Source organism: Aquimarina atlantica (assembly GCF_000626715.1).
Classification (GTDB): domain Bacteria; phylum Bacteroidota; class Bacteroidia; order Flavobacteriales; family Flavobacteriaceae; genus Aquimarina; species Aquimarina atlantica.
In genome coordinates, this window is record NZ_AQRA01000019.1 from 1 (window position 1) to 20,098 (window position 20,098).

The following is a 20,098-nucleotide window of genomic DNA, read 5'->3' on the forward strand; positions in this document are numbered from 1 at the left end:
GGCTAATTCATATCAAAAAGGCGTTACGATATACCAGCGTAAAAGTTTAGGTATTGTAGCTAAAAATTTCACGTATAGATTTTATTCTAAATCAGACCTCACAGGTTTCTAAGACCTGTGAGGTCTGGTGTTTCTACCTACCAGATAATAAATAAAATGTTTTAAATATAAAAATCTAAAAATCAGACATTTAAATTTTTAAAATATCAGATTCACATTAGTTTAACGCTTTTATTACGGAAATCCACAAGGAATTGTCGTTTATTAGCTTTAAATTTGAGGTAATACTTAAAATAACTGAGATTGCTAGCTTAAAAAGAGCAGCAATTACAGTTTTAATCAATCGTAAAAAACTACTAAATAGGTAGTTATAAAACAGAAACAACCCCGCAATTGTAAAACTTTGGCGAGCCAACAAAAGCAGGGTCTGAATAACGATTGATTTAATGTAAACCAACCATTATAAGGATATTTTTAGAGTAAATAGCTCAAAAAAGGATATGATTTCTGAATGATTTAACCCTAAATCCTTATATATAATTTCTATTCGATAATTTGTGTCTAAAAAATATAAAACGAACTATTTTATCTTTTTTAGTAGTTCTATTTTCCTAAAGCACAATATAGTAAGAAGCTTTCAAATAATTACGGTTTCCCGTAAGATATTTCTCCTTTTTTTTAAATATTTTTTGCACTATTTCCATATTAAATCCCATAATACTAGTATAAAAATCTATAATTCAGCAATTTATATTGCATGTTTTATAATATTGGTTGTAAGAAGTTACGGTATAGAAGTATATATAAAAATGGCTTGTCGAAATTTGTTTTGAGATCTATTTTAAGGATTTTTGATTAGCATAAAACAAAGATTAAGTTGTATTGGTAATGATCTTTTTTTATCAGACCTCACGAGCTTATTTGAACTTGTTTCAGCATCTCTGTGAGGCCCGAAGGTGGGGTAATCGGGTAATCATATATTTTGTTACCGGTATATGTAACAAAAAAGGCTCTCTGAATAGCCTGGTTTTTTATAGTCGGTTTCGATAGCAAATGTTTCGGGATCTCTAAATATAACTTCGCAACAACCACACACCTATTTAATAGCACCACATCTTAATTGTTTTTTTCTATTTAAGTAGTTGCTGTAGATCGTGATGCTATTACCAAAAATGTACAAAATGTTGTTCTCATTATTTGTAGGGGATTTCTCTAATTTAATGACAAAAATAGTTAAGTTTATTTAGAATAAATAAAAATAAATATATATTTGCACTCTATTAAGAAACATTCTAAATAAAAATGAAGTTTGAGAATCTGATAATCTGTGTTTTAACAGGTTTTGTTGTTGTAAGTGGATATACGCAAGAAAAAACTATAGATACTACTTTGGTTAATGAACTACAAGAAGTAGTTCTTACCGCTACCCGAACAGAAAGACAGCTTTCTTCTCTACCTTTACCAGTGACTATTGTTTCTCAGGAAACCATTAAGCAATCAGGAACCATTAGACTTAATGAAATTCTAAATGAGCAAACAGGGATTATAACTGTAGCCGATGAAAGCGGTTTTGAAGGAGTACAAATACAAGGAATTGCTTCAGATTATATTTTAATTCTTATAGATGGTGTTCCTCTGGTTGGTAGAAAAGCAGGAAACTTTGATGTAAACAGGTTAACCGTTGGTAATATAAAACAAGTAGAAGTCGTCAAAGGGCCATCTAGTAGTCTTTATGGTTCTGAAGCTTTGGGCGGTGTAATTAATATCATTACCGAGAAACCAAAAAGTGATGTGCTATCGGGCAATGCTTCTTATCGAATAGGCAGTTACACCCAGCAGGATATTAATGTAGATATTAAGCAACGTATTAAGAAACTTGGCTATGGTGTTTTTGCCAATCGATTTTCTAGTGAAGGTTATGATCTTACTCCCGATACTGCAGGACAGACGGTAAATCCATTCGAGAATTATACATTTAATGGTAGGTTGTATTATGATTTTTCTGATCAGTTTTCGTTATTTCTGTCTGGTCGTTTATATACGCAATACCAGGATGCCGGATTTACAACCAATACTACAAGTTTTGAAGGAGATAGCGAGGAAAAGGAATGGAACAGTCACCTACGTCTCGATCACAAATGGAGTGATCATCTAACTACTCAATACGAGTTTTATTATACGAATTATAATGCCAAAGAACAGTTGGCAGACTCTAGTTCTGGTGATATAGTAAGTGATAGTGATTTTGATCAGCGTCTATTGCGTCCCGAAATACGAACTACCTATGCATTTAAAGATAGCAGTAAACTTACATTCGGAGTAGGTTTTCAATACGATGAATTGGATCGTACTTTTTTTGATAAGCAAGTAGATTTTAATTCTCAATATGTGTATGCTCAATATGATACACATCTTATTGAGCGATTAAACGTCATTACGGGAGCACGTTTCGATAATCATTCAGAATATAGTAACCAATTTAGCCCCAAGCTTGCGTTACGATATAAAATCACAGAGGCTTTGGCTGCCAAAGCCTCTGTAGGATATGGTTTTAAAGCCCCGGATTTTAGACAGCTTTATTTTGACTTTACTAACTCTACGGTGGGCTATACTGTACTAGGGTATAATGTGGCTTTAGAAAAATTAAATGAACTACAAGCGCAGGGGCAAATTCTTGATGTAGTTGTTCCCGAATCATCGCTGCAAGATCCCCTTGAAGCAGAAAACTCTATTGGGTATAATGCAGGATTAACGTATAAAGAAAATCGATGGAATGCAGAACTCAATTTCTTTAGAAACGATTTTAAAAACCTTATCGATACTCGTGTTATCGCTCGTAAAACCAATGGGCAAAATGTATTTAGCTATTTCAATTTTGATAAAATATACACGACAGGTCTAGAATTTAATACCAACTATAGGATAACAGACAATGTGAGATTGAGTGCAGGTTACCAGTTACTCTACGCTTTTGATAAAGAAAAAGAAAGACTAGTAAAAAATGGCGAAGTATTTGCTCGTGATCCAGAAACTAACCAAACAGTTGCAGTCTCGAGATCAGAATATTTTGGACTTGTAAATCGCTCACGACATAATGCAAACTTTAAAGTTTTTTATGATATCGTTTCCGCGAAAGCGAATATAAACCTAAGGCTGTTATACAGAAGTAAATATGCCTTGTTTGACACTAATGGTAATGATCTTATAGATGATTATGACACCAGCTTTGTTGATGGATTTGCAATAGCAAATATTGCTGCCAGTAAGACCTTTTATGAAAACTTTACACTACAAATAGGTGCAAACAATCTTTTTGATTATACCAAAGACAACATTCCCACTTTACCTGGGATACAATTATATGCAAAACTTAACTATCAATTTTAATATTTTAAATGTCATGACAATGAAAAAATTATCAATATTATTTTTAGTACTTAGTACAGTACTTATTTCGTGTAGCAGCGATGATGATGCGCCTGTTCCGGTACCGGTTAAATCTGAGAAAATTTCTAATCTTGAAGCACCACAAACAGGAGGACAAGGACAACCTGTAGGAGGTGTTTTTACCAAATTTGATTTTGAAACAGGAAAAACAACTACCAGTGATACTGCCTGGGATATTGCATTTAGAGGGACTACTATAGCAGTTAACGGAGGAGTAGTTACTGGTACAGCAGATGAACCAGCACGTAATGGTAACGTAGGAGCAGCAATAGTTACCGGAACATTTGCAGGAGTAACCAATGCAAAAGATGTAACTTTTGGTCAAGATGCAAACGGTGCATTTGCGATCCCTACAGGAAGTGATAATGGATGGTATAATTATGCAGGACCTCCAACACATATAATCTCACCAATCCCAGGAAAAATACTTGTTTTTAGAACCCGTAATGGTAACTACGCCAAGGTAGAAATATTAAGCTATTACAAAGATGAGGATACTTCTAAAGATTCTAAACACTATACATTTAATTATGTGTATAATCCTAATAAAGGAGAAACATCTTTTGAATAATGATATAACCCCGATTGAATTATACCATATATTGAATTAGCTATTTAGATAAAGCCGGTAAAGTTAAATTTTACCGGTTTTTTTTATTGTATATAAAAGAAACAATGATTTAAAAACTTAGTCTAAATGTTACATTAGGAGTAATATTAAGGGAAGATTTATTGACTTCTCTTAATTCGTAAGAAATATTATTTTCACTATCGGTTAATTGATAGAGCGGATAACTTCGATCTAAAATATTTTTTCTCCCATATAGATTTAATAAAGAGAAACCCAGGCGGCTCTTAAATCTATCGTTTTTTGATGACCAGTTAAAATCATATACTACAGAAAAATCCAGTCTGTGATAATCGGGTAGAGATTTAGAGTTTATAGCACCGTATTGAACAATAGGTTGGTCATCTACTAGTGTAACCCCTAATGCAGGAGTATATGGGGTACCGGTACGATATTTCCACCCCAGTGAAAACTGAAGTTTCTTCCACTGGTAAGCATGAGACCACGAAACAGAATGTGTGATATTATTATTTCCTTTAAAGGCTTTACCTTGATTAAGTGTATTAAATGTGAACTCGGTATCAGAAAGCGAATACCCAAGCCAGGTAGAGTACTTGCCAGCTTTCTTCTTAATTAACAGATCTATTCCCGTAGAGATACTTTCTCCTTCAGATAAGTCACCAGAAGTAGATTCGAACCCTCTGGTTAGTGAAGTAAGTCCTTTTATCTTTTTGTAATAGGTGTCTATCTCAATATTCCAGTTTTTTTTATGAAAAAGAGTGCCCAGGGTGTATTGCCGACTTCTTAACAAAGGGATATCATCTTCTTGTGCAGCGACCCATAACTGATTTTCGAGGCCAAAATTAAAAGTGGCAAACTCAATCACCTGGCTAATGGATTGATTTTTGACCTCTGCAGATCCTTTAACCCTAAAATGCTTTCCTATTTTTCGTTCTATATAAAATCTGGGTTCGATAAAAGCAGATTGTAATGCAGTATAATAATTTCCTCTTATCCCAAGACTAATCAGCCATGTTTTGGGCGAACTATATTGCAATTGAGAATAAAAACTATGCGTAGGATTCTCTTGATAATTTCCAACTTCGGCATCATTTTCTTTTAAATAAAATGCTACCTGATTATAATAGAATTGATATCCATTCGAAAAAGTGAAACGAGGACTAATAGTCCAGTCAGAATGAAATAACAGTCCGTATTCTTCAATCGCATTTTCTTTTTCGATAGTTAGATCTTGATTAATAAAGAGATTCCTTCCCTGGTACTCTAGTACATATTCAGAATATGAAAATTGTGTTTTTGTAGAGAATCGAGAACTCCATTTGCTATCCCAGGAAATATTTGTTCCAAAATTTTTAATAGCAAGCTTATCCTGCGACATATCTGCAAATTGAGAATCCTTAAAAGAGTAATCGAGTTTATTTTGAGTAAACAAATTAGAAATAGAGATATCGTGTTTTTTAGAAAGATTGGCAATTAATTTTAAAGTTACATCGGTAAAATAAAATAACTCTTTATTTTCTGAAGACTCGGGATCAAAAATAGATCTGTTATCTGTAATACTTGTATTCTGAAAAGCTCGGTTAGAATAGGTGTTAATTGTTGGAGTGTCAATAATATCGGTAATCGATCTTCTGGCCGATAGTAAAACAGCAGTTTTTTTAGAAATAGGAAGCTTTAGATATCCATCGGCATGAGTCATATTGATTCCTATACCTCCTTGTGTTGTATCAGGTACCGTCTGATCTGTTTTGATGTCAATAACTCCCGATACCCGATCTCCATAAATAGGTTGGGTTCCACTTTTGTATATGGTGATATCTTTGGTGATGTATGGATTGAAAGCAGAAATAAGACCAAAAAAATGATCAGAATTATACATTTTAATACCATCCCATAAAATGAGGTTTTGATCGGGAGTACCACCTCTTATATAAATTCCTGAAGCGGTTTCTAGTGGGCTTTCTATTCCTGGCAGCAGTTGAATGTTTTGCAGGATATCAGGCTCGGATAATCCTGAAATTATATTTAAATTATTAGGTTGAATTTTAACCGAGCCATCCCTGGTTTTTACTATTCCAGAGGTTAGATATTCTTTTATTATAACTTCGTTTAATACAAAATCTTCTGGAGATAGGATATAAGTATCACATTTCTTATTGATTACTTCTTTAAGGGAAATAACAATGCTTTTATACCCAAGGTATGAAATCGTTAAAGTGTCTGATATGTTATTATCTTCTAAAGAAAAAAAGCCTTTCTCGTCAGATGAAGTTCCTGTTTTTTTTACTTCATTAAGTATAGTTGCTCCTTCAATAGGAGTATGGGTTTCATCGGTTAAATATCCACAAAAAGAAGTTGTTTTATTAAGTTTAACAACGTAGTATCGTTCATCGATTTGTTTAAAATCTATGGGGAATTGACTGGATACTATTGCTATAATTTCGTTTAAAGATATAGCATCTTGATCTACCGTGATCGTTATGTCTGTGAATGACGAAGCGTTATAAGAAAATTTTACATCAAAAAGCCCTTCCATTTCGGTCAGAAAACCGTCTAATGAGAAATCAGTATAATGTATGTCTTTCTTTTTTTCTTGAGCATATGCAGTTAGAGAAAAAAGGAAAATAAGCAATAAAAAGTGGTATTTCATTTATTCTTTAGACAATTCTATAGTATTCTTGTCTATAAAAATAAACTTAATATCCATTGCATCAAAAATAGTATGCAAAGCATTTTGTAAATTATCATGGGTAAATCCACCACTGTATCGTTGGTTGATACTAATCTGCTCACTTTTAATAGTAATTTTATATTGTTTTTCGAGGGCAGATATCACTTGTTGTAATGGGGTATTGACAAAACTACTTTCTCCTGTAGTCCATGAAGGAGTAATCTCATTTAGTTCCCATTCTTCGAATGATGCATCAATACTTCTTACGGCTTGTCCTTTGGTAATAATTTTTGAAGAAGTTTTATTTTCTACTTTAACTTTACCTTCATAACAGATTACCTCAAAAAAACCAGAAGAAGCATTAACGTTAAATTGCGTGCCTAATACTGAAACAGAATTATGATTAGATTTTACAGTAAATGTATTTCCTTTTTTTACTTTGAAAAAAGCTTCTCCATCTAAAAACACAATTCGCTCGGTATTTTCCCAGCTTCCTTTTTTATAATATAATTTGGACTTAGCATTCAAAATCGCTTCAGAACCATCGGGAAGTGTTACTGCTAGTCGTTCGCCAAATCCGGATTGATGTGTGATGTTTTGATTAAAAAATAGGGTGTAGCCAAGGATAAGCGCAATACTTGCAGCGATTGCATAGGCCCATTTAGGCACTAAAGAGATCACTTTTTTCTCTTCAGAGATATCTTCTTGAATACGATCAAAAAGTTTTTCTCTGTCTACTGTTGGGACTTCAAGTAACTTTGTTCCTTCGAGAATAGTTTCGTATAAAATATAATCCTTAGATTTTTTAAAATCATTGATTTCCTCTTCGGATAATTCACCGCTGGCCCATTTGGCTAAAAAAACATCTATGTTATCTGACTTTTCCATTTTCTTGTTCTCTGTTAAACCGTGCGCCCTAATTTTTCTCTTAATTCTAATAATGCTAAATGCATTCTTCGCTCTACTGCTTTTTGGGTTAACCCAATAATCTCGGCAATTTCTTTATACGTTTTCTTGTCTTTTCTACTTAATAGAAAAACTTCTCTTTGTTTTGGCGGAAGCTCAGAAATACTACGTTGTAACTTTACCATGAACTCTTTTTCCTCCATTAAAAACTCGGGACTATAATCGTATTGAATAGAAGAGAAGCTTTGCTGATTGTATTTTAGAATTACTTTTTCATGATTCAGTTCATTAAAAAAAGCATTTTGAGCTACTTTCATTAAAAATGATTTTGCTTTACTAAAAAGTACTTTTTTACAATTTTTCCAAAGTTTTACAAAAGCATCCTGTGTTATGTCTTCTGCCTGTTTCATATCTCCACACTTATAATAAATGAAATTCAGGATCACTTCAGAATGATTATCAAAAATCATCCTAAAGTTTTTTTCATCACAAACAGACTTTTGTTTTTCTGACATCTTAGAAATACTTAGCTTTTTTTCAAAACTACGGTATTTAAAGAAAAAGTATAGAAAGATGTTGTTTTTTCTTTCTACTAATGTCTTCTACTTAAGCTTTTATTGTAATGATATCTCCATATACTATAACAACAGTATATTTTGCTTTTACCCTATTTCTGAAAAAAAATATAGAAGATTTTAAAAAAAAGTAAATAAAAAAATAGGGTGTTTTAAAAGTTCACTGTTGTGTAAGAAAGGACGTTTAATATTTAACCCAAAATAAACTATGAAGAACGTAAAAAAATGGAATTACATACTGATCATTTTTCTGAGTATAGCAACAATTTCTATCCAATCCTGTAGTAAAGATGATGATGCAGCTGGCCCACAACCGAATCCGAATACAGATACTCCGGGTACTACCGGTGGTGATACAGGAACCGATAGTGGGACTAATGGTGATGGTGGAAGTATAACTCTTTATAAAGTTGATGGCGATAAAATCATAAAAGAAAAAGATTATAATGTAACGGGGAAATTATTAGAGTTTCAAAAAGATACTAAAAAGCATGAGGAAATATGGGACTTGGTAAAAAAAATTGTTCCGCCCGATTATAGATCAAAAATGAGTGAATTTGTAATTTTTGCTGGCGAAAATGATGGAACCGCAGGATATGTAGTAGAAAGAACACCAGATCTCTCGAAATGGCAGATGGGTATCGCGATAGATTTTGCATATCAAGGAGGATTTAATGCAAGAGGAGAACTGGCCTATACTATAGTACACGAATTTGGACATATCATCACTTTGGATAAAGTGCAGGTTGATTCTTCTGTATCTCAAGAAAATTGTAAAAACTTCTTTACAGGAGAAGGATGCTCCAGAGATAATTCTAATATCAATAAGTTATATCAAAACCATTGGGCTGATATCTGGGAAGAATTTCGAAAGGTGAATAATCAAAGTGATGCACAAAAATTTTATGATAAATATAAAGAACGCTATGTAACGCAATATGCTTCTACTAATCCCGGAGAAGATATCGCAGAGATCTTTGCTACGTTTGTGACCAGAGCGGGAGGAGTAAATGGAAGTAGTAGAGCCGAAAAGAAGATCCAAATGATGTATGATAATGCAGAAATGATAAAACTGCGAAATTATATAAGAGGAAATATAGCAAAAAGCAGTAGAAGCTTCCTACCATTACCCGGATCATGGAAAAATGCAAATACTTTCGGTAATAAAAATAAAACACACTGTAGTATTCACAAGCATTAGAATGATAAAAATTGTACAGGTGATTTGATCGATCAAACCACCACTACTTAAAAAAGATAGCGTATGAAATATGTAATGATGATATTAATAATGGTAAGTTTTTCTTGTCAATCTACCAAAAATACTACTGTAAATACACCACAAGATGAAGCACTAGTATATTATTCAAAAGGATCTTGTATGGGAAAATGTCCGGTGTATGATGTATGGATATATGAAGATGGTTCGGTTTCTTACTCAGGAATACACCACGTTTCTGTAAAAGGAAATATAAAAACTAAGCTAGAAGAACAGGAATTTAGAGCATTAAAAACAATGCTTAATAAAGACCTATACGAAGATTTGGCTTTTAAAAAAGTGAGAGATAAGCCAATTACTACATTGCGTTTTAATGGTAAAGAATATAGATATTATTCTTCCAAGATTGATGGTGCCCTAAAAGAAATTGATACTACATTAAAAAATGCAATAGATAACATCACAATGGGTTACGAAAGTGATGAAAATAAAGAAGGATAGTTTTTTGGGTAGGCCTTGAACTAGATGTCTTTAAAAATAGAAGAAATTAAGGGGTTAATAATAATAAGTAGTAATGATTTGATTTGTAAAGGTTGCCCTTAATTTAGTGTCTATTTATAAACCTGATGAGTTTAACTTGTCAGGTTTTTTTTGATTAAAATATGTTATGAGTTTTAAAAATTAGTAACAATCCATTTTAAGTTGCCCTTTATTTTGATAATAACTTATAGGTTTATTATTAACTTCTTTACATATGTTGTCTAAGACATTAACAACGTCTTTTTGCATAATAACAGATCCGCAAATGAGTATAACTCCATTTTTATCTAGTGTTTTTATAATGAGATCACCATTTCTTTTTAGTACATGTTGTACATATATTTTTTTGGGTTGAGTTCTTGAATAAGCAGGATAAAAAGTAGTTAAATTATTGTTTTTTAGACTGTCCTGAATTATTTCGCTATACAATTCATTAGATTGTTTATTTCTTCCTCCCCAAAATAGATGTGTTTTTATTTTCGTATCATTTTTATTAATCATTCCTAAAAAAGGAGCTATTCCTGTTCCGTTTGCAATCATGATAATCTCTTTTGCATGGGTTGGAAAATTAAAATCAGGATTTCGTTTTATTGAGGCTGTAATGCTGTCGTTTTGGGTAAGCTTACTAAAATAGGTTGAACATATACCAAATTCATGCTTTTTAATACTCAAAATAATATCGTCATCAATTTTACCAATAGAGTATAAACGTTCTACGGCATCGTTTTCTGGATAAAAAGCTAGTAAATCTCCTGATGTAAACCGTATTTTTTCTTCTGGACGTAACCGAAGTATGAAAGTGTTATCATTATTAAGTGGTGATCTATGAACAACCGAGAACTGTTTATTGTTTTTAGGTTTTATGACCTTTTGTAACTGTTTTACCTGTATGGGTAAATTAATCTTTTCTCCCCATTGTAAAGACCAATCTTTAAAAGATTCGTAGGATTGATTATGTATAGAGTATAGTTCTGTAATCGATTTAAATTTTGGATGAGATTGTAACATTTTGTCAATGTCTATAGCATATTTACAAAAATCAGGATATGCTAATGAACCAAAACCGACAACCGAAAATTTCATTTCTTTTTTGGGTTCGATTTTTTTAAAAGATTGCTCAAAGCTTTTTGCATTTGTAGGAGGCTCTCCTTTACCATAAGTTGCTGTAAATACAATTAAATGCGCTGCTTTTTTATAGGAGGAATACTTGTTTAATTCTGAAATAAAGACCGTTTTTCCCAAATCAATTAAAGCATCATAGAAGAGTCTTGCATAGTCAAATGTGTTTCCGGTTTCTGAACCAACCAGGATGATGTATTCGGATTTGTCTTTATGATACACATTTTTTAGTACCAGACTTTTCTTTCTTCGTTTTAGAGTCATTAAAAAACCCGAATACATAAAAAACAGAATAGAACAGCTAGAAATAAGTAGGATGACAGACCATAATATGCTTCCCTGACCTGTATGCAATACCAAGCTCCAATGTGATAGCAATGTATTAAAAGGATACTTAACTTCGCTTAATATTTCACCAGTAAATTGATTAATATTCAATTCCCTATCAGATAGTTTTATATGAAAATAATCTTCGCGATCATCAGAAAAAGGAAATTCTACTTTTCTAACATGTTTTAGTTGTGTTTGATTAAAGACTTTAAAATCTTTGATTTGTAGTCTGGGAGCTTCTTTTATATTCTCAAAATCTATTTGATGTTTAACGATATTGGATGGTAGTAGTGAAAATTTTTCTAGTGATAAATACACACCGGTTAATGCTATTATAATGATTGGGATTAATGTTAATCTACCTATTTGTATGTGGTAATATTGCTCAAAATTTTCTTTTATAACTTTAGAAAAGAAACGGTGTATACTTTGTTGTCTTTTAATTATTAAAAGGATTCCGGTTATTGCAATTAAAAACAATATAAAAGAAAATAGTCCTACAAAAAAGCGACCAATACTTTTTAGAAATAAAGAACGATGTAGATTGGTGGCAAACTTAAAGACAGGAGCTTTTTCGATAATATCGCCTATTTTTTTACCAGTTAGGGGATCGACATAAAGGGTTTTGTTGTCTCCTTCTTTGGTAATTACCGAGGCTGACACAAAATCATTATTATCGATTTCAATTTCAATTATTTCATCATAATGTTTTTGCAATACAGTTATAGTTTGTGCAAGAGTGAGGTTTTTTGTGTTGTTTGCAGCATAAGGCTCTAGCTGATTCGATATAGGCTCGAATGCTAAAATAATCCCTGTTAAAGAGGCTATAAGTATAAAAGCAAAAGAAGATATAGCCAGGGCTAGGTGGCTATATCTCCAAATTGAAATTGTCATTTAATCGTATTGTTATTGTGGCATCATACGAATATATCGTATAAACCCTTTTCCTTCAACTTTACTTTTTACGGTTTCAGATGTTAGCTCAAATTCTACATCATCTTTATAATACTCTTGATCTTCTACAGCAGTTTCAAAACGTATTTTATAGCCAGAGTCAATCTTATCGCTTTCAATTTCAATAATATTGATAGATCGTCCACCACCACTTACAGTTGCTCCTGTGATGGCATCAATATTTTGGCGCTTTTTTCCATAGAATTTCCACCAATCTGTAATATCATGATACCACTCTTCATCGTCACCCTGTACGAATAGTGTTTTTTCATAGTTCCCGTTAGGGTCTAATAAAGAAATAACGATATACGCACCTTCTCCTGTATAATTTGTCATTTGTATCATGCATTTATAGGTATTACTTTCTGTAATACTTTTAAACCCAAATACCGTAAAAACTGCAAATGCTATTATCGGAAACAGTTTAAATGCTACTACTTTTTTCATTTTATTTTAAAAAATTTAAATCTACGTTGTTTCCCTTTAATACTTCATTTTCACTTGCCAGATCAAATGCAGATTCTTCAAAATCAGTTTTAATGGTCTTATCAGCTCCAATCGATAATAAATAGGTTAAGATTTTATTATTTTTAGCACTCATTGCTGCTTTATGTAAGACTGTAATTCCCTCTTTATTCTTAGCATTGATATCGATATTATAATCAGGAATCATTTTTAATAACTCCAGATCATTTTTCTCTATGGCCAAATGATATAATGTATTTCCGTTTTTTTGAGGCTTGGCAATATCAAATCCTTTTTTAGTCAAAACGGCTATTTTCTTTTTGAATTGATCAACCTTGTTGGGATTATACGATTTTAGTGTGTAGTACACCAAATTATTTCCTTTAGAATCGATTATATTTATATCTGCTTTTTGACTAATTAAAAAATCAACCACATCTATTGTATTGTTTTTTAGAGCATTGGTTAATGCAGAATGCCCATCTTTATTAGTGGTATTTATATCATTTGTCTTTTTTACCAATAATTTTATTACCTCTAAGGTATTGTTATGAGATGCATTTAACAAAGGAGTATTACCTTTATCATCCTTTTTATTACTATTTACCCCTTTATCTAAAAAGTAGTTGAATGTACTTAAATCTCTATTACCATAAGCGATATTATGCAGTGGTGTTATTCCATCTTTATTAGTAATGTTCGGGTTAATGCCTAAGCCTTCTAAGTACTTGATAAAACTCAATGGATTATAACCACTACGTGAGCCTATAGTAGCTGCCAAAATAGCGTTATCCCCGTTGGCACTTGGATTTTTATAAGGTAATCCCTTTTTTATTAATAACTCCAACATGGTTTTGTTGCCCTTATAAGCTGTATAGTTAAAAGCTCCGTTTCCATGGTTGTCTATACTATCAAGGTTAAGTCCTTTGCCTGCAAAATAATCTACAAGTTCAAAATCTTTTAAATGACCAATTAATAGTAATAAAGCATTGGCTCCTTTTTCATCTAAATCACTTTTAACATCAATCCCGTTTTTTATAAATACATCGTAGATTTCTGTATTAGTTTGTCCTGCGACGGCAGCAAAAGTTAATGGTGAAAAATTGTGCGAATCTTTTAAATCTAATCTGGCATTATTATTAATCAGATGTTTTATCAATTCAAGATTTCCTTTATAAGCTGCCCAAAATACATAGGTTCGTTTATCATGGGTTAACTTGTTAACATCATTCCCTTTTTTAGAAAGTAAATGTTTTATTATGGCATTGTCTGCATTTTCTAAAATAGCATATACTACAGCATCAAATCCATTTTTGTTTAATGCTGTTGCACTATTACCTTCTGCAATTTTCTGGTCTATAACTTCTATTGAAGGATTAGTTTTCCAGAATTCTCTTTCTAAAAAAACATTTTTTGTCTGAGCTTGTATAGCATTAACAAACAAAAGAAATGTGGCTAATAATTTTATAGTATTCATTTTTTTAAATTTAAAATTTATATCGCAATACCGTCCCAAAACTTGCAGGTTGAATCCTATTAATATATACTGTACGATATGCATTATATCCAATTTCATTAAAAACATTATTTCCGAAGACATCTAAACTTAATTTACTATTAAATTTATATGATGCTTGTACATTTACCGTGGTATATGCTTTTAAGTCAAATGGTCTTACACCAGGAACAACTCCTGTATGTGTATAATTTCTAGACCATACATTATGAGGGCGTTCTCCCAGATAATAAGCTCCTGCACCTAAAGACAGACCTTTTACATATTTTTCAAAGTTATAACGTACCCAAAAATTTGCTGTATGCCTAGGTGTATTTATAGGGCTAGAATTAAAATAGTAAGATACATGATTTTTATATTTGGCATCTAAGTAAGAATATCCTCCTATGATTTCTAAATTAGGTAATACTCTACCTATTAATTCTATTTCAACACCACTTCTGGTATCTTCTCCTCCTTGTAAATAATATCCTAAGAAATTACCTGCCGGGTCAATTGCCTGTAAGTTTAAATTTTTACTGTAGGTCGAAAAATAGGTTACATTAAAACGTAAAGCTTTGTCTAACCATATCGATTTAATACCTGTTTCAAATTGATCCCAACGTTCTGTGCCTAACTCTTTACCATTAACATCCCGGTAAAAAGAAGTCATAGGGTTAGAGCTACTGGCATAGGAGCCAAAAATAATAATATTTTCTGTAGGTTTGATATTTAATCCTACTAAAGGATTAAAGGCATCATCACGTTTTGCTCCTGTTAAACTTCTTCCTACAAAATTACCCTTGGTTCTTTCTAATGAGGTATATCGTAATCCTAAAAAGAGATCAGCCCATTTTGTAACAGAAATTTTATCCTGGACAGTAAATCCATATGACTTTGTTTTAGATCCTGTAGCTCTTGCAGGGTTTGGTGTTACCGTAACCCCGTCAGGTAAAATATTATTGATAGGTTGAGTGACATCGATAATATCTATATAAGTAGGAGGATCATTATCGGGATCATTATCATTATCAGGATAGTTAGCTGTATAAGCCGTATTGTCAAAAGTGGTATTTCTGTAATCTACTCCTACCTGAAATGTATGTGTTAAAAACCCTGTTTTAATGTCTTTACCAACCAAATCTATTTGTAAAACACTGTTTTTATCACTTCTTCCCTGAGCATAATACTCTCGATATCTTTGTGTGTTAAGTAACTCTGGTAACCCAGATCTTCCGCCTCCCTGAAAAGCATAAGAAGTCTCTGCGTATGTTTCTAAATCAGAAGCAAAATATCCTGCTTTTATGCTTAGATCATCGTTTATTTCTCGTTCAAATCGTATTGCATACGTGGTATTTACAGAATTGTTTCTATCGGATTCGAAACCTAAAAATTTATCATTTGGTAATTTAAAAATGTTATTTGTTGCATAATCTCCTAAATTAATGGTTCCCTGATCCGGAGTTCTACTATCATCCATGTAATCCATTTCGAGAACGATAGAGGTTTTTTCATTAGGTTTCCATGCAAGAGAAGGATTTATATAAAAACGCTCCGAATTCACTTTTACTCTATAGCTATCTGCTCTATCATATGAACCTGCTACTCTAAAAGCAATGGTTTCTTTTTTGTCTAAAGGGCCATAAAAATCAAATGTGGGACGTACCATGCCAAAACTACCAAGTCTTAGACTTACTTCGCCTCCACTATAAAATTTAGGAGTTTTGGTTACAACATTTATGACTCCTCCTACAGAACCCAAATCACCTCCTAAACCTTGACTAATTGCAGAAATTCCTTTTAATACCTGAATATTATCAACACCTGCCATATCGGTAATGACACCAACTCCTCTGAAATCTGAATTGATTCTAACTCCATTTTTTAATAAAGGAATACCTCTATATCCTCTTAAAGACATACTTTCTCTTATGTTTCCGTATGTGGCAAACGTATACACACCAGCAACATTTTTGGTAACTTCGCTCAGTGTTAAAGCATTTTGTTGATCAATAAGCTTATGTGATAATACCGAAATACTTTGTAACTGCTCATTGGGTTGTAAAGGTAATCTGGTAAGTGTTTCTAATTTTTCTGCTCTTTTATTTCTGGAGCCAAAAAGTTCAACTTCTTCTAACTGGGTATCATTTTGCAATACAAAAATAAGATTGGATATGTCTCCTGATACATCTGTTTGTTGACTAAGTTCGGTATATCCAACAGCACTGGCTACTATCTCGTGAGTGGCAAAAGGAACATTGGTAATCGTAAAAGTACCATCTTCCTGTGCTTGTGCACCTAGACTAGATCCTTTAATAAAAACATTTGCATAAGGAATTGCTTCATTAGATTCACTTTTTACAACACCTTGTATAGTGGCTTGACCATACATTAAATTTAAACTACATAAAAGTAGTAGTAGGGGTAATTTTTTTAAGACTGACATTGATTATATTATTTATTTATTGTGGTTGTGGTTGCGGTCGTGATTGTGGTTATTGAACGACAAAAGATTCGATGACTTTATTAATATCTTGTTCTTTTGTGTATTCATCAGAAAATAAATGCTTGTATAGTGGTTTATTATCGACTTTGGCTTCTAATACTAAATTGGCATTTCTACTAAAAACCTTTTCCCATTTATTACGAACTAAAGCCCATTTTTGGTTGTTTTCTTTCCACCAGTTTGCAGCTGCTTTACATCTACTATCATCTACTTTTACATAAGTGTTATACCCTTTTTCCTTGGCCAAAATAACATCAGCTTTGCCTGCTTCGCGTATTACTTTATCATTATTTTGATCGTGAACCCAACCGTCTTTAGTAATCTCATGTCTGTTTCCTCTTACAGTTACATTATAATCACTTCTTTTAGTATATTCTCGTCTTGGTAGAGGAGCATCTGTTGTGTTTTCCCAAAAACTTTTTCCATCTACATGTACCCAGGTTGCAGAACCTTCATAGCGAGGGCTGTCGTCTACCTGAAATACTTTTTGAGTCCATTGCCCTTTTACTTCAGATTCAGATTTTTTTTCATAGTTCCAGGAATTATTACCGTTAAACATGTAGAAATCGGTGTTTTCATATATCCAATCTTGTCGCCAATGTTTTACAATATGAGGTTTTGAAGGATCTCCTACTTGTAATAGATGCTGAATAGAAACTTTGTTTTTATCCTCCTCAACCAATTGAGCCCATTCTAACCCTTTGGCAATTTTTGTTTTTGAAGGCTTGTAAAGAGAATCATTACTATATTGAAAAGTTTCTGCAAAATTGAAAGTTACTTCATAGCAACCACACATTTTTTTTATAGCATTTTTGTCTTGCTTTTTCTTACCCTGAGCATTTATAGTACATACTGCAACTAATAATAAGAGTGATGTAAGTGTTAATTGTTTCATTTTTGAATATTTTAAAAAATTATTAATACTTATTTAGATTGAATTAAAATAAGACATATATTTGCTGCAAATTTATTAAGAATGAATCTAAATAGGAATAGATTTGTGTTTTATTTTTCATTTTTTTGCTTTAATTTCTTATTCGAGCAAAAAAATAATCGATAGGAAAACCTTTTAAGATGTATAGCTAATTCGATACACTTCATTTTGTGATCCTAATTGGAGTACAGGAATAACAAATCAGAGTATACTTTATTAAAATAATAAAGTGTGTTTTTTGTTTAATAACCATAGTGTTAATGTCGACTCTCCATATCTTTTGATGTGGAGAGTTTTAGCCTTAATGCATCATTCTCTTACAAACCATACACTAGTAATAAGCTCATTTTTTACTTCATAATTAAAAAAATATAAAGTATGGATAAAGATATAAATGAGAGATTTAGGTAAAAACAAAAAGCCTGTAAATTAGCAATTTACAGGCTTTTTGTTTGTTTTGTATGAATGAGATGATTCAAACTCTCTCACCTAATATTTTGTTAGTTATCAACTACTTTGCTTTCTGTCATCTTTATATCGACAAGAATTAAACGTTTCTTGTATTGCTTCACTTGTGTATCCTTGCTTACAATTTCTATATTATCAATTTCATAAGTAATGATAAACTCTTTTCCTGTAAGTTGTTTTGTGCTTAAATCATACTTAGATATCGCTTTTTTACTTACAAAAGTAAATTCGAGTACTTTTCCTGTATTCTTATTCGTAAAATAATACGCTTTATCAGATTGTCCACTATAGGTTACCTGTGCTTCTACAATATCATTATTATTTATAGAGGTAAAACTAGCTGTCAATACTACTATTAAAATTAAAAGAACCTTTTTCATTTTATAATATGGTTTTATTGTTATATATATTGAGACACCAAAAGATAAATAAAGTCACTAATAAATGCAACAAAAAATACTTTAAAGGTAGAGGTAAACTATGTTCTAATTTTTTTGCTATTGTTTAATATGCTTTAGGTTTTACTTTATTAATAACTTCAGCACTTACCCAACAAATATTTGATAGCTCACCTTCTTCATTATATCTACTAAAGAATAAATACTTTCCATCTGAAGAAATACAAGTATTAAAGTAAAATATACCCTTTTCATTGTTTATATTTTTTGATTAAAATATTGTATAGAAAAATCAACCAATTCTTTTGTAGAAAATAACATAGACTCTGCACTTCCGATTTTACCAACACGAACTCTCTTTAATTCTAAAAACTCTTTTCCGATTTGTGGGAAATAGGTACTATTATCATTAGCCATATCTGCGATTTCTACCCATTTTTTACGGTTATCTTCTATAATTTGATATTTACTTTTTGTAAGTCTGGGATTATTTGATAAAGATTCTCCAAAATGTAACATGGTACATCTATTGAAACCAACGCCTAACAATAAGATTTTAAAGTCATTATTATATATTTTTTCATAGGGTGTGTTTATGCTTTCTGATAATACCAGATTATGTTCTTCAACAATATCTTTTGCCATGGCACCTCTTGCAGAAACAGAACTAATAGGATGATTGCTGCGTAATGAACCATTCCAATTTCTAAATGTTTCTGGAATAGCTCCCATTGTAGTAGGTGTATTCTTGATATTAAATAGGGGTAAGTTTTTGGCAATTTTTGTAGACCACTTTTTTGGAATGTTATCATCACCCCATTGTGTAGGATGCAAACAATATGGTGTTGCAGCTGGCATTACTAGTGTTCCTTTTTCACCGATTAATTCTACTAAAGCTTCGACTACAGTATACGCACCACCAATAACCCATCCTATTTTGCTTAATGATGAATGAACCATAATATTGACTCCTTCTGTTATGCCAATTTTTTTTAAATCATTCAATACATCTTTTTTTGATATAGGAGTTGTGTTATTGAATTTTATGGGTTTCATTTCAAATCTTTATTTAATAGTTTTAAACATACCAGGTGCGTTTACCTCTCTAGCTTTGTAACCAAATTTTTCATAAAAACCCTTCACCCCATTAGCCGCTATTAAGCCAATAAATGAATTTGATGAAGTGTTTAACGTTAAATATTGCTCTATTTCTTTCATAATTAAATTTCCAAAACCCATGTTGTGATATTGTGGTAAAACCATAATATCTTGTATGTAGAAATATATAGCACCATCTCCAACAACTCTACCCATAGCCGTAATCTTGTGGTTTTGATAAATACATACAGAAAACAACTCATTGTTAAGGGATTTTTCGACTACAGATTTTTCTATATAACTCCAACCTACGGCCTGTCTAAAGAATTGATACTCTTCGGCACTCAATTGATTTTTTTTAATTACAATATTTTTCAAATACAT

The 20,098-nt window shown here is 31.9% G+C and carries 15 protein-coding genes; 4 read left to right on the forward strand and 11 right to left on the reverse strand.

Going from position 1 to position 20,098, the window contains the following annotated elements:
• The first annotated feature begins 1,302 nt into the window (after positions 1 to 1,302).
• Both ATO12_RS24015 and ATO12_RS24020 read left to right on the forward strand, forming a co-directional pair.
• A complete protein-coding gene (locus ATO12_RS24015) occupies positions 1,303 to 3,387 on the forward strand; it encodes a TonB-dependent receptor plug domain-containing protein (RefSeq protein WP_034247533.1) in 2,085 nt (694 codons plus the stop codon).
• Between the two features lie 19 nt (positions 3,388 to 3,406).
• A complete protein-coding gene (locus ATO12_RS24020) occupies positions 3,407 to 4,018 on the forward strand; it encodes an HmuY family protein (RefSeq protein WP_034247570.1) in 612 nt (203 codons plus the stop codon).
• A gap of 109 nt (positions 4,019 to 4,127) precedes the next feature.
• On the opposite strand, the gene ATO12_RS24025 is transcribed toward ATO12_RS24020, so the two are convergent.
• Genes ATO12_RS24025 through ATO12_RS24035 form a run of 3 tightly spaced genes read right to left on the reverse strand, consistent with a single transcriptional unit; the run spans position 4,128 to position 8,128 of the window.
• Positions 4,128 to 6,686, reverse strand: coding sequence for a TonB-dependent receptor (locus ATO12_RS24025; protein ID WP_034247535.1), 2,559 nt, complete (start codon positions 6,684 to 6,686; stop codon positions 4,128 to 4,130).
• The gene (locus ATO12_RS24030; RefSeq protein WP_034247537.1) at positions 6,687 to 7,595 is read right to left on the reverse strand and encodes a FecR family protein; all 909 of its coding nucleotides are present in this window, start codon (positions 7,593 to 7,595) and stop codon (positions 6,687 to 6,689) included. It abuts the gene before it with no gap.
• 14 nt (positions 7,596 to 7,609) lie between these two features.
• Positions 7,610 to 8,128: an RNA polymerase sigma factor gene (locus ATO12_RS24035; protein WP_034247539.1), complete on the reverse strand. Its 519-nt coding sequence runs from the start codon at positions 8,126 to 8,128 to the stop codon at positions 7,610 to 7,612.
• A 268-nt stretch (positions 8,129 to 8,396) separates the two neighbouring features.
• On the opposite strand from ATO12_RS24035, the gene ATO12_RS24040 reads away from it, so the two are divergent.
• Together ATO12_RS24040 and ATO12_RS24045 are read left to right on the forward strand one after the other, a co-directional pair.
• Positions 8,397 to 9,389, forward strand: coding sequence for a zinc-binding metallopeptidase (locus ATO12_RS24040; RefSeq protein ID WP_034247541.1), 993 nt, complete (start codon positions 8,397 to 8,399; stop codon positions 9,387 to 9,389).
• Between the two features lie 63 nt (positions 9,390 to 9,452).
• Entirely contained in the window at positions 9,453 to 9,908 is a 456-nt protein-coding gene (locus ATO12_RS24045) for a DUF6438 domain-containing protein (RefSeq protein ID WP_131248896.1), read from the forward strand.
• 180 nt (positions 9,909 to 10,088) lie between these two features.
• Here the strand turns inward: ATO12_RS24045 and ATO12_RS24050 are convergent, their stop codons facing one another.
• The 8 genes from ATO12_RS24050 to ATO12_RS24085 all read right to left on the reverse strand — a co-directional run bounded on the left by ATO12_RS24050 (position 10,089) and on the right by ATO12_RS24085 (position 20,092).
• Positions 10,089 to 12,290 (reverse strand): PepSY domain-containing protein, encoded by a 2,202-nt coding sequence (locus ATO12_RS24050; protein WP_051576065.1) that lies wholly within the window; start codon positions 12,288 to 12,290, stop codon positions 10,089 to 10,091.
• Between the two features lie 12 nt (positions 12,291 to 12,302).
• Positions 12,303 to 12,797, reverse strand: a complete 495-nt coding sequence (locus ATO12_RS24055) for a DUF2271 domain-containing protein (protein ID WP_034247544.1) — start codon at positions 12,795 to 12,797, stop codon at positions 12,303 to 12,305.
• Position 12,798: 1 nt separating this feature from the next.
• Complete coding sequence (locus ATO12_RS24060) at positions 12,799 to 14,292, reverse strand: ankyrin repeat domain-containing protein (protein WP_034247574.1); 1,494 nt, start codon at positions 14,290 to 14,292, stop codon at positions 12,799 to 12,801.
• A gap of 10 nt (positions 14,293 to 14,302) precedes the next feature.
• The gene (locus tag ATO12_RS24065) at positions 14,303 to 16,756 is read right to left on the reverse strand and encodes a TonB-dependent receptor (RefSeq protein ID WP_034247546.1); all 2,454 of its coding nucleotides are present in this window, start codon (positions 16,754 to 16,756) and stop codon (positions 14,303 to 14,305) included.
• A 49-nt stretch (positions 16,757 to 16,805) separates the two neighbouring features.
• Complete coding sequence (locus ATO12_RS24070) at positions 16,806 to 17,711, reverse strand: DUF6607 family protein (RefSeq protein ID WP_034247548.1); 906 nt, start codon at positions 17,709 to 17,711, stop codon at positions 16,806 to 16,808.
• Between the two features lie 539 nt (positions 17,712 to 18,250).
• Positions 18,251 to 18,598 carry a hypothetical protein gene (locus ATO12_RS24075; RefSeq protein ID WP_034247550.1) on the reverse strand — a complete coding sequence of 116 codons (348 nt, stop codon included), beginning with the start codon at positions 18,596 to 18,598 and terminating at the stop codon, positions 18,251 to 18,253.
• A 276-nt stretch (positions 18,599 to 18,874) separates the two neighbouring features.
• Positions 18,875 to 19,672: an aminoglycoside N(3)-acetyltransferase gene (locus tag ATO12_RS24080; RefSeq protein WP_034247552.1), complete on the reverse strand. Its 798-nt coding sequence runs from the start codon at positions 19,670 to 19,672 to the stop codon at positions 18,875 to 18,877.
• Between the two features lie 9 nt (positions 19,673 to 19,681).
• A complete protein-coding gene (locus ATO12_RS24085; protein WP_165583455.1) occupies positions 19,682 to 20,092 on the reverse strand; it encodes a GNAT family N-acetyltransferase in 411 nt (136 codons plus the stop codon).
• Between the last annotated feature and the right edge of the window lie 6 nt (positions 20,093 to 20,098).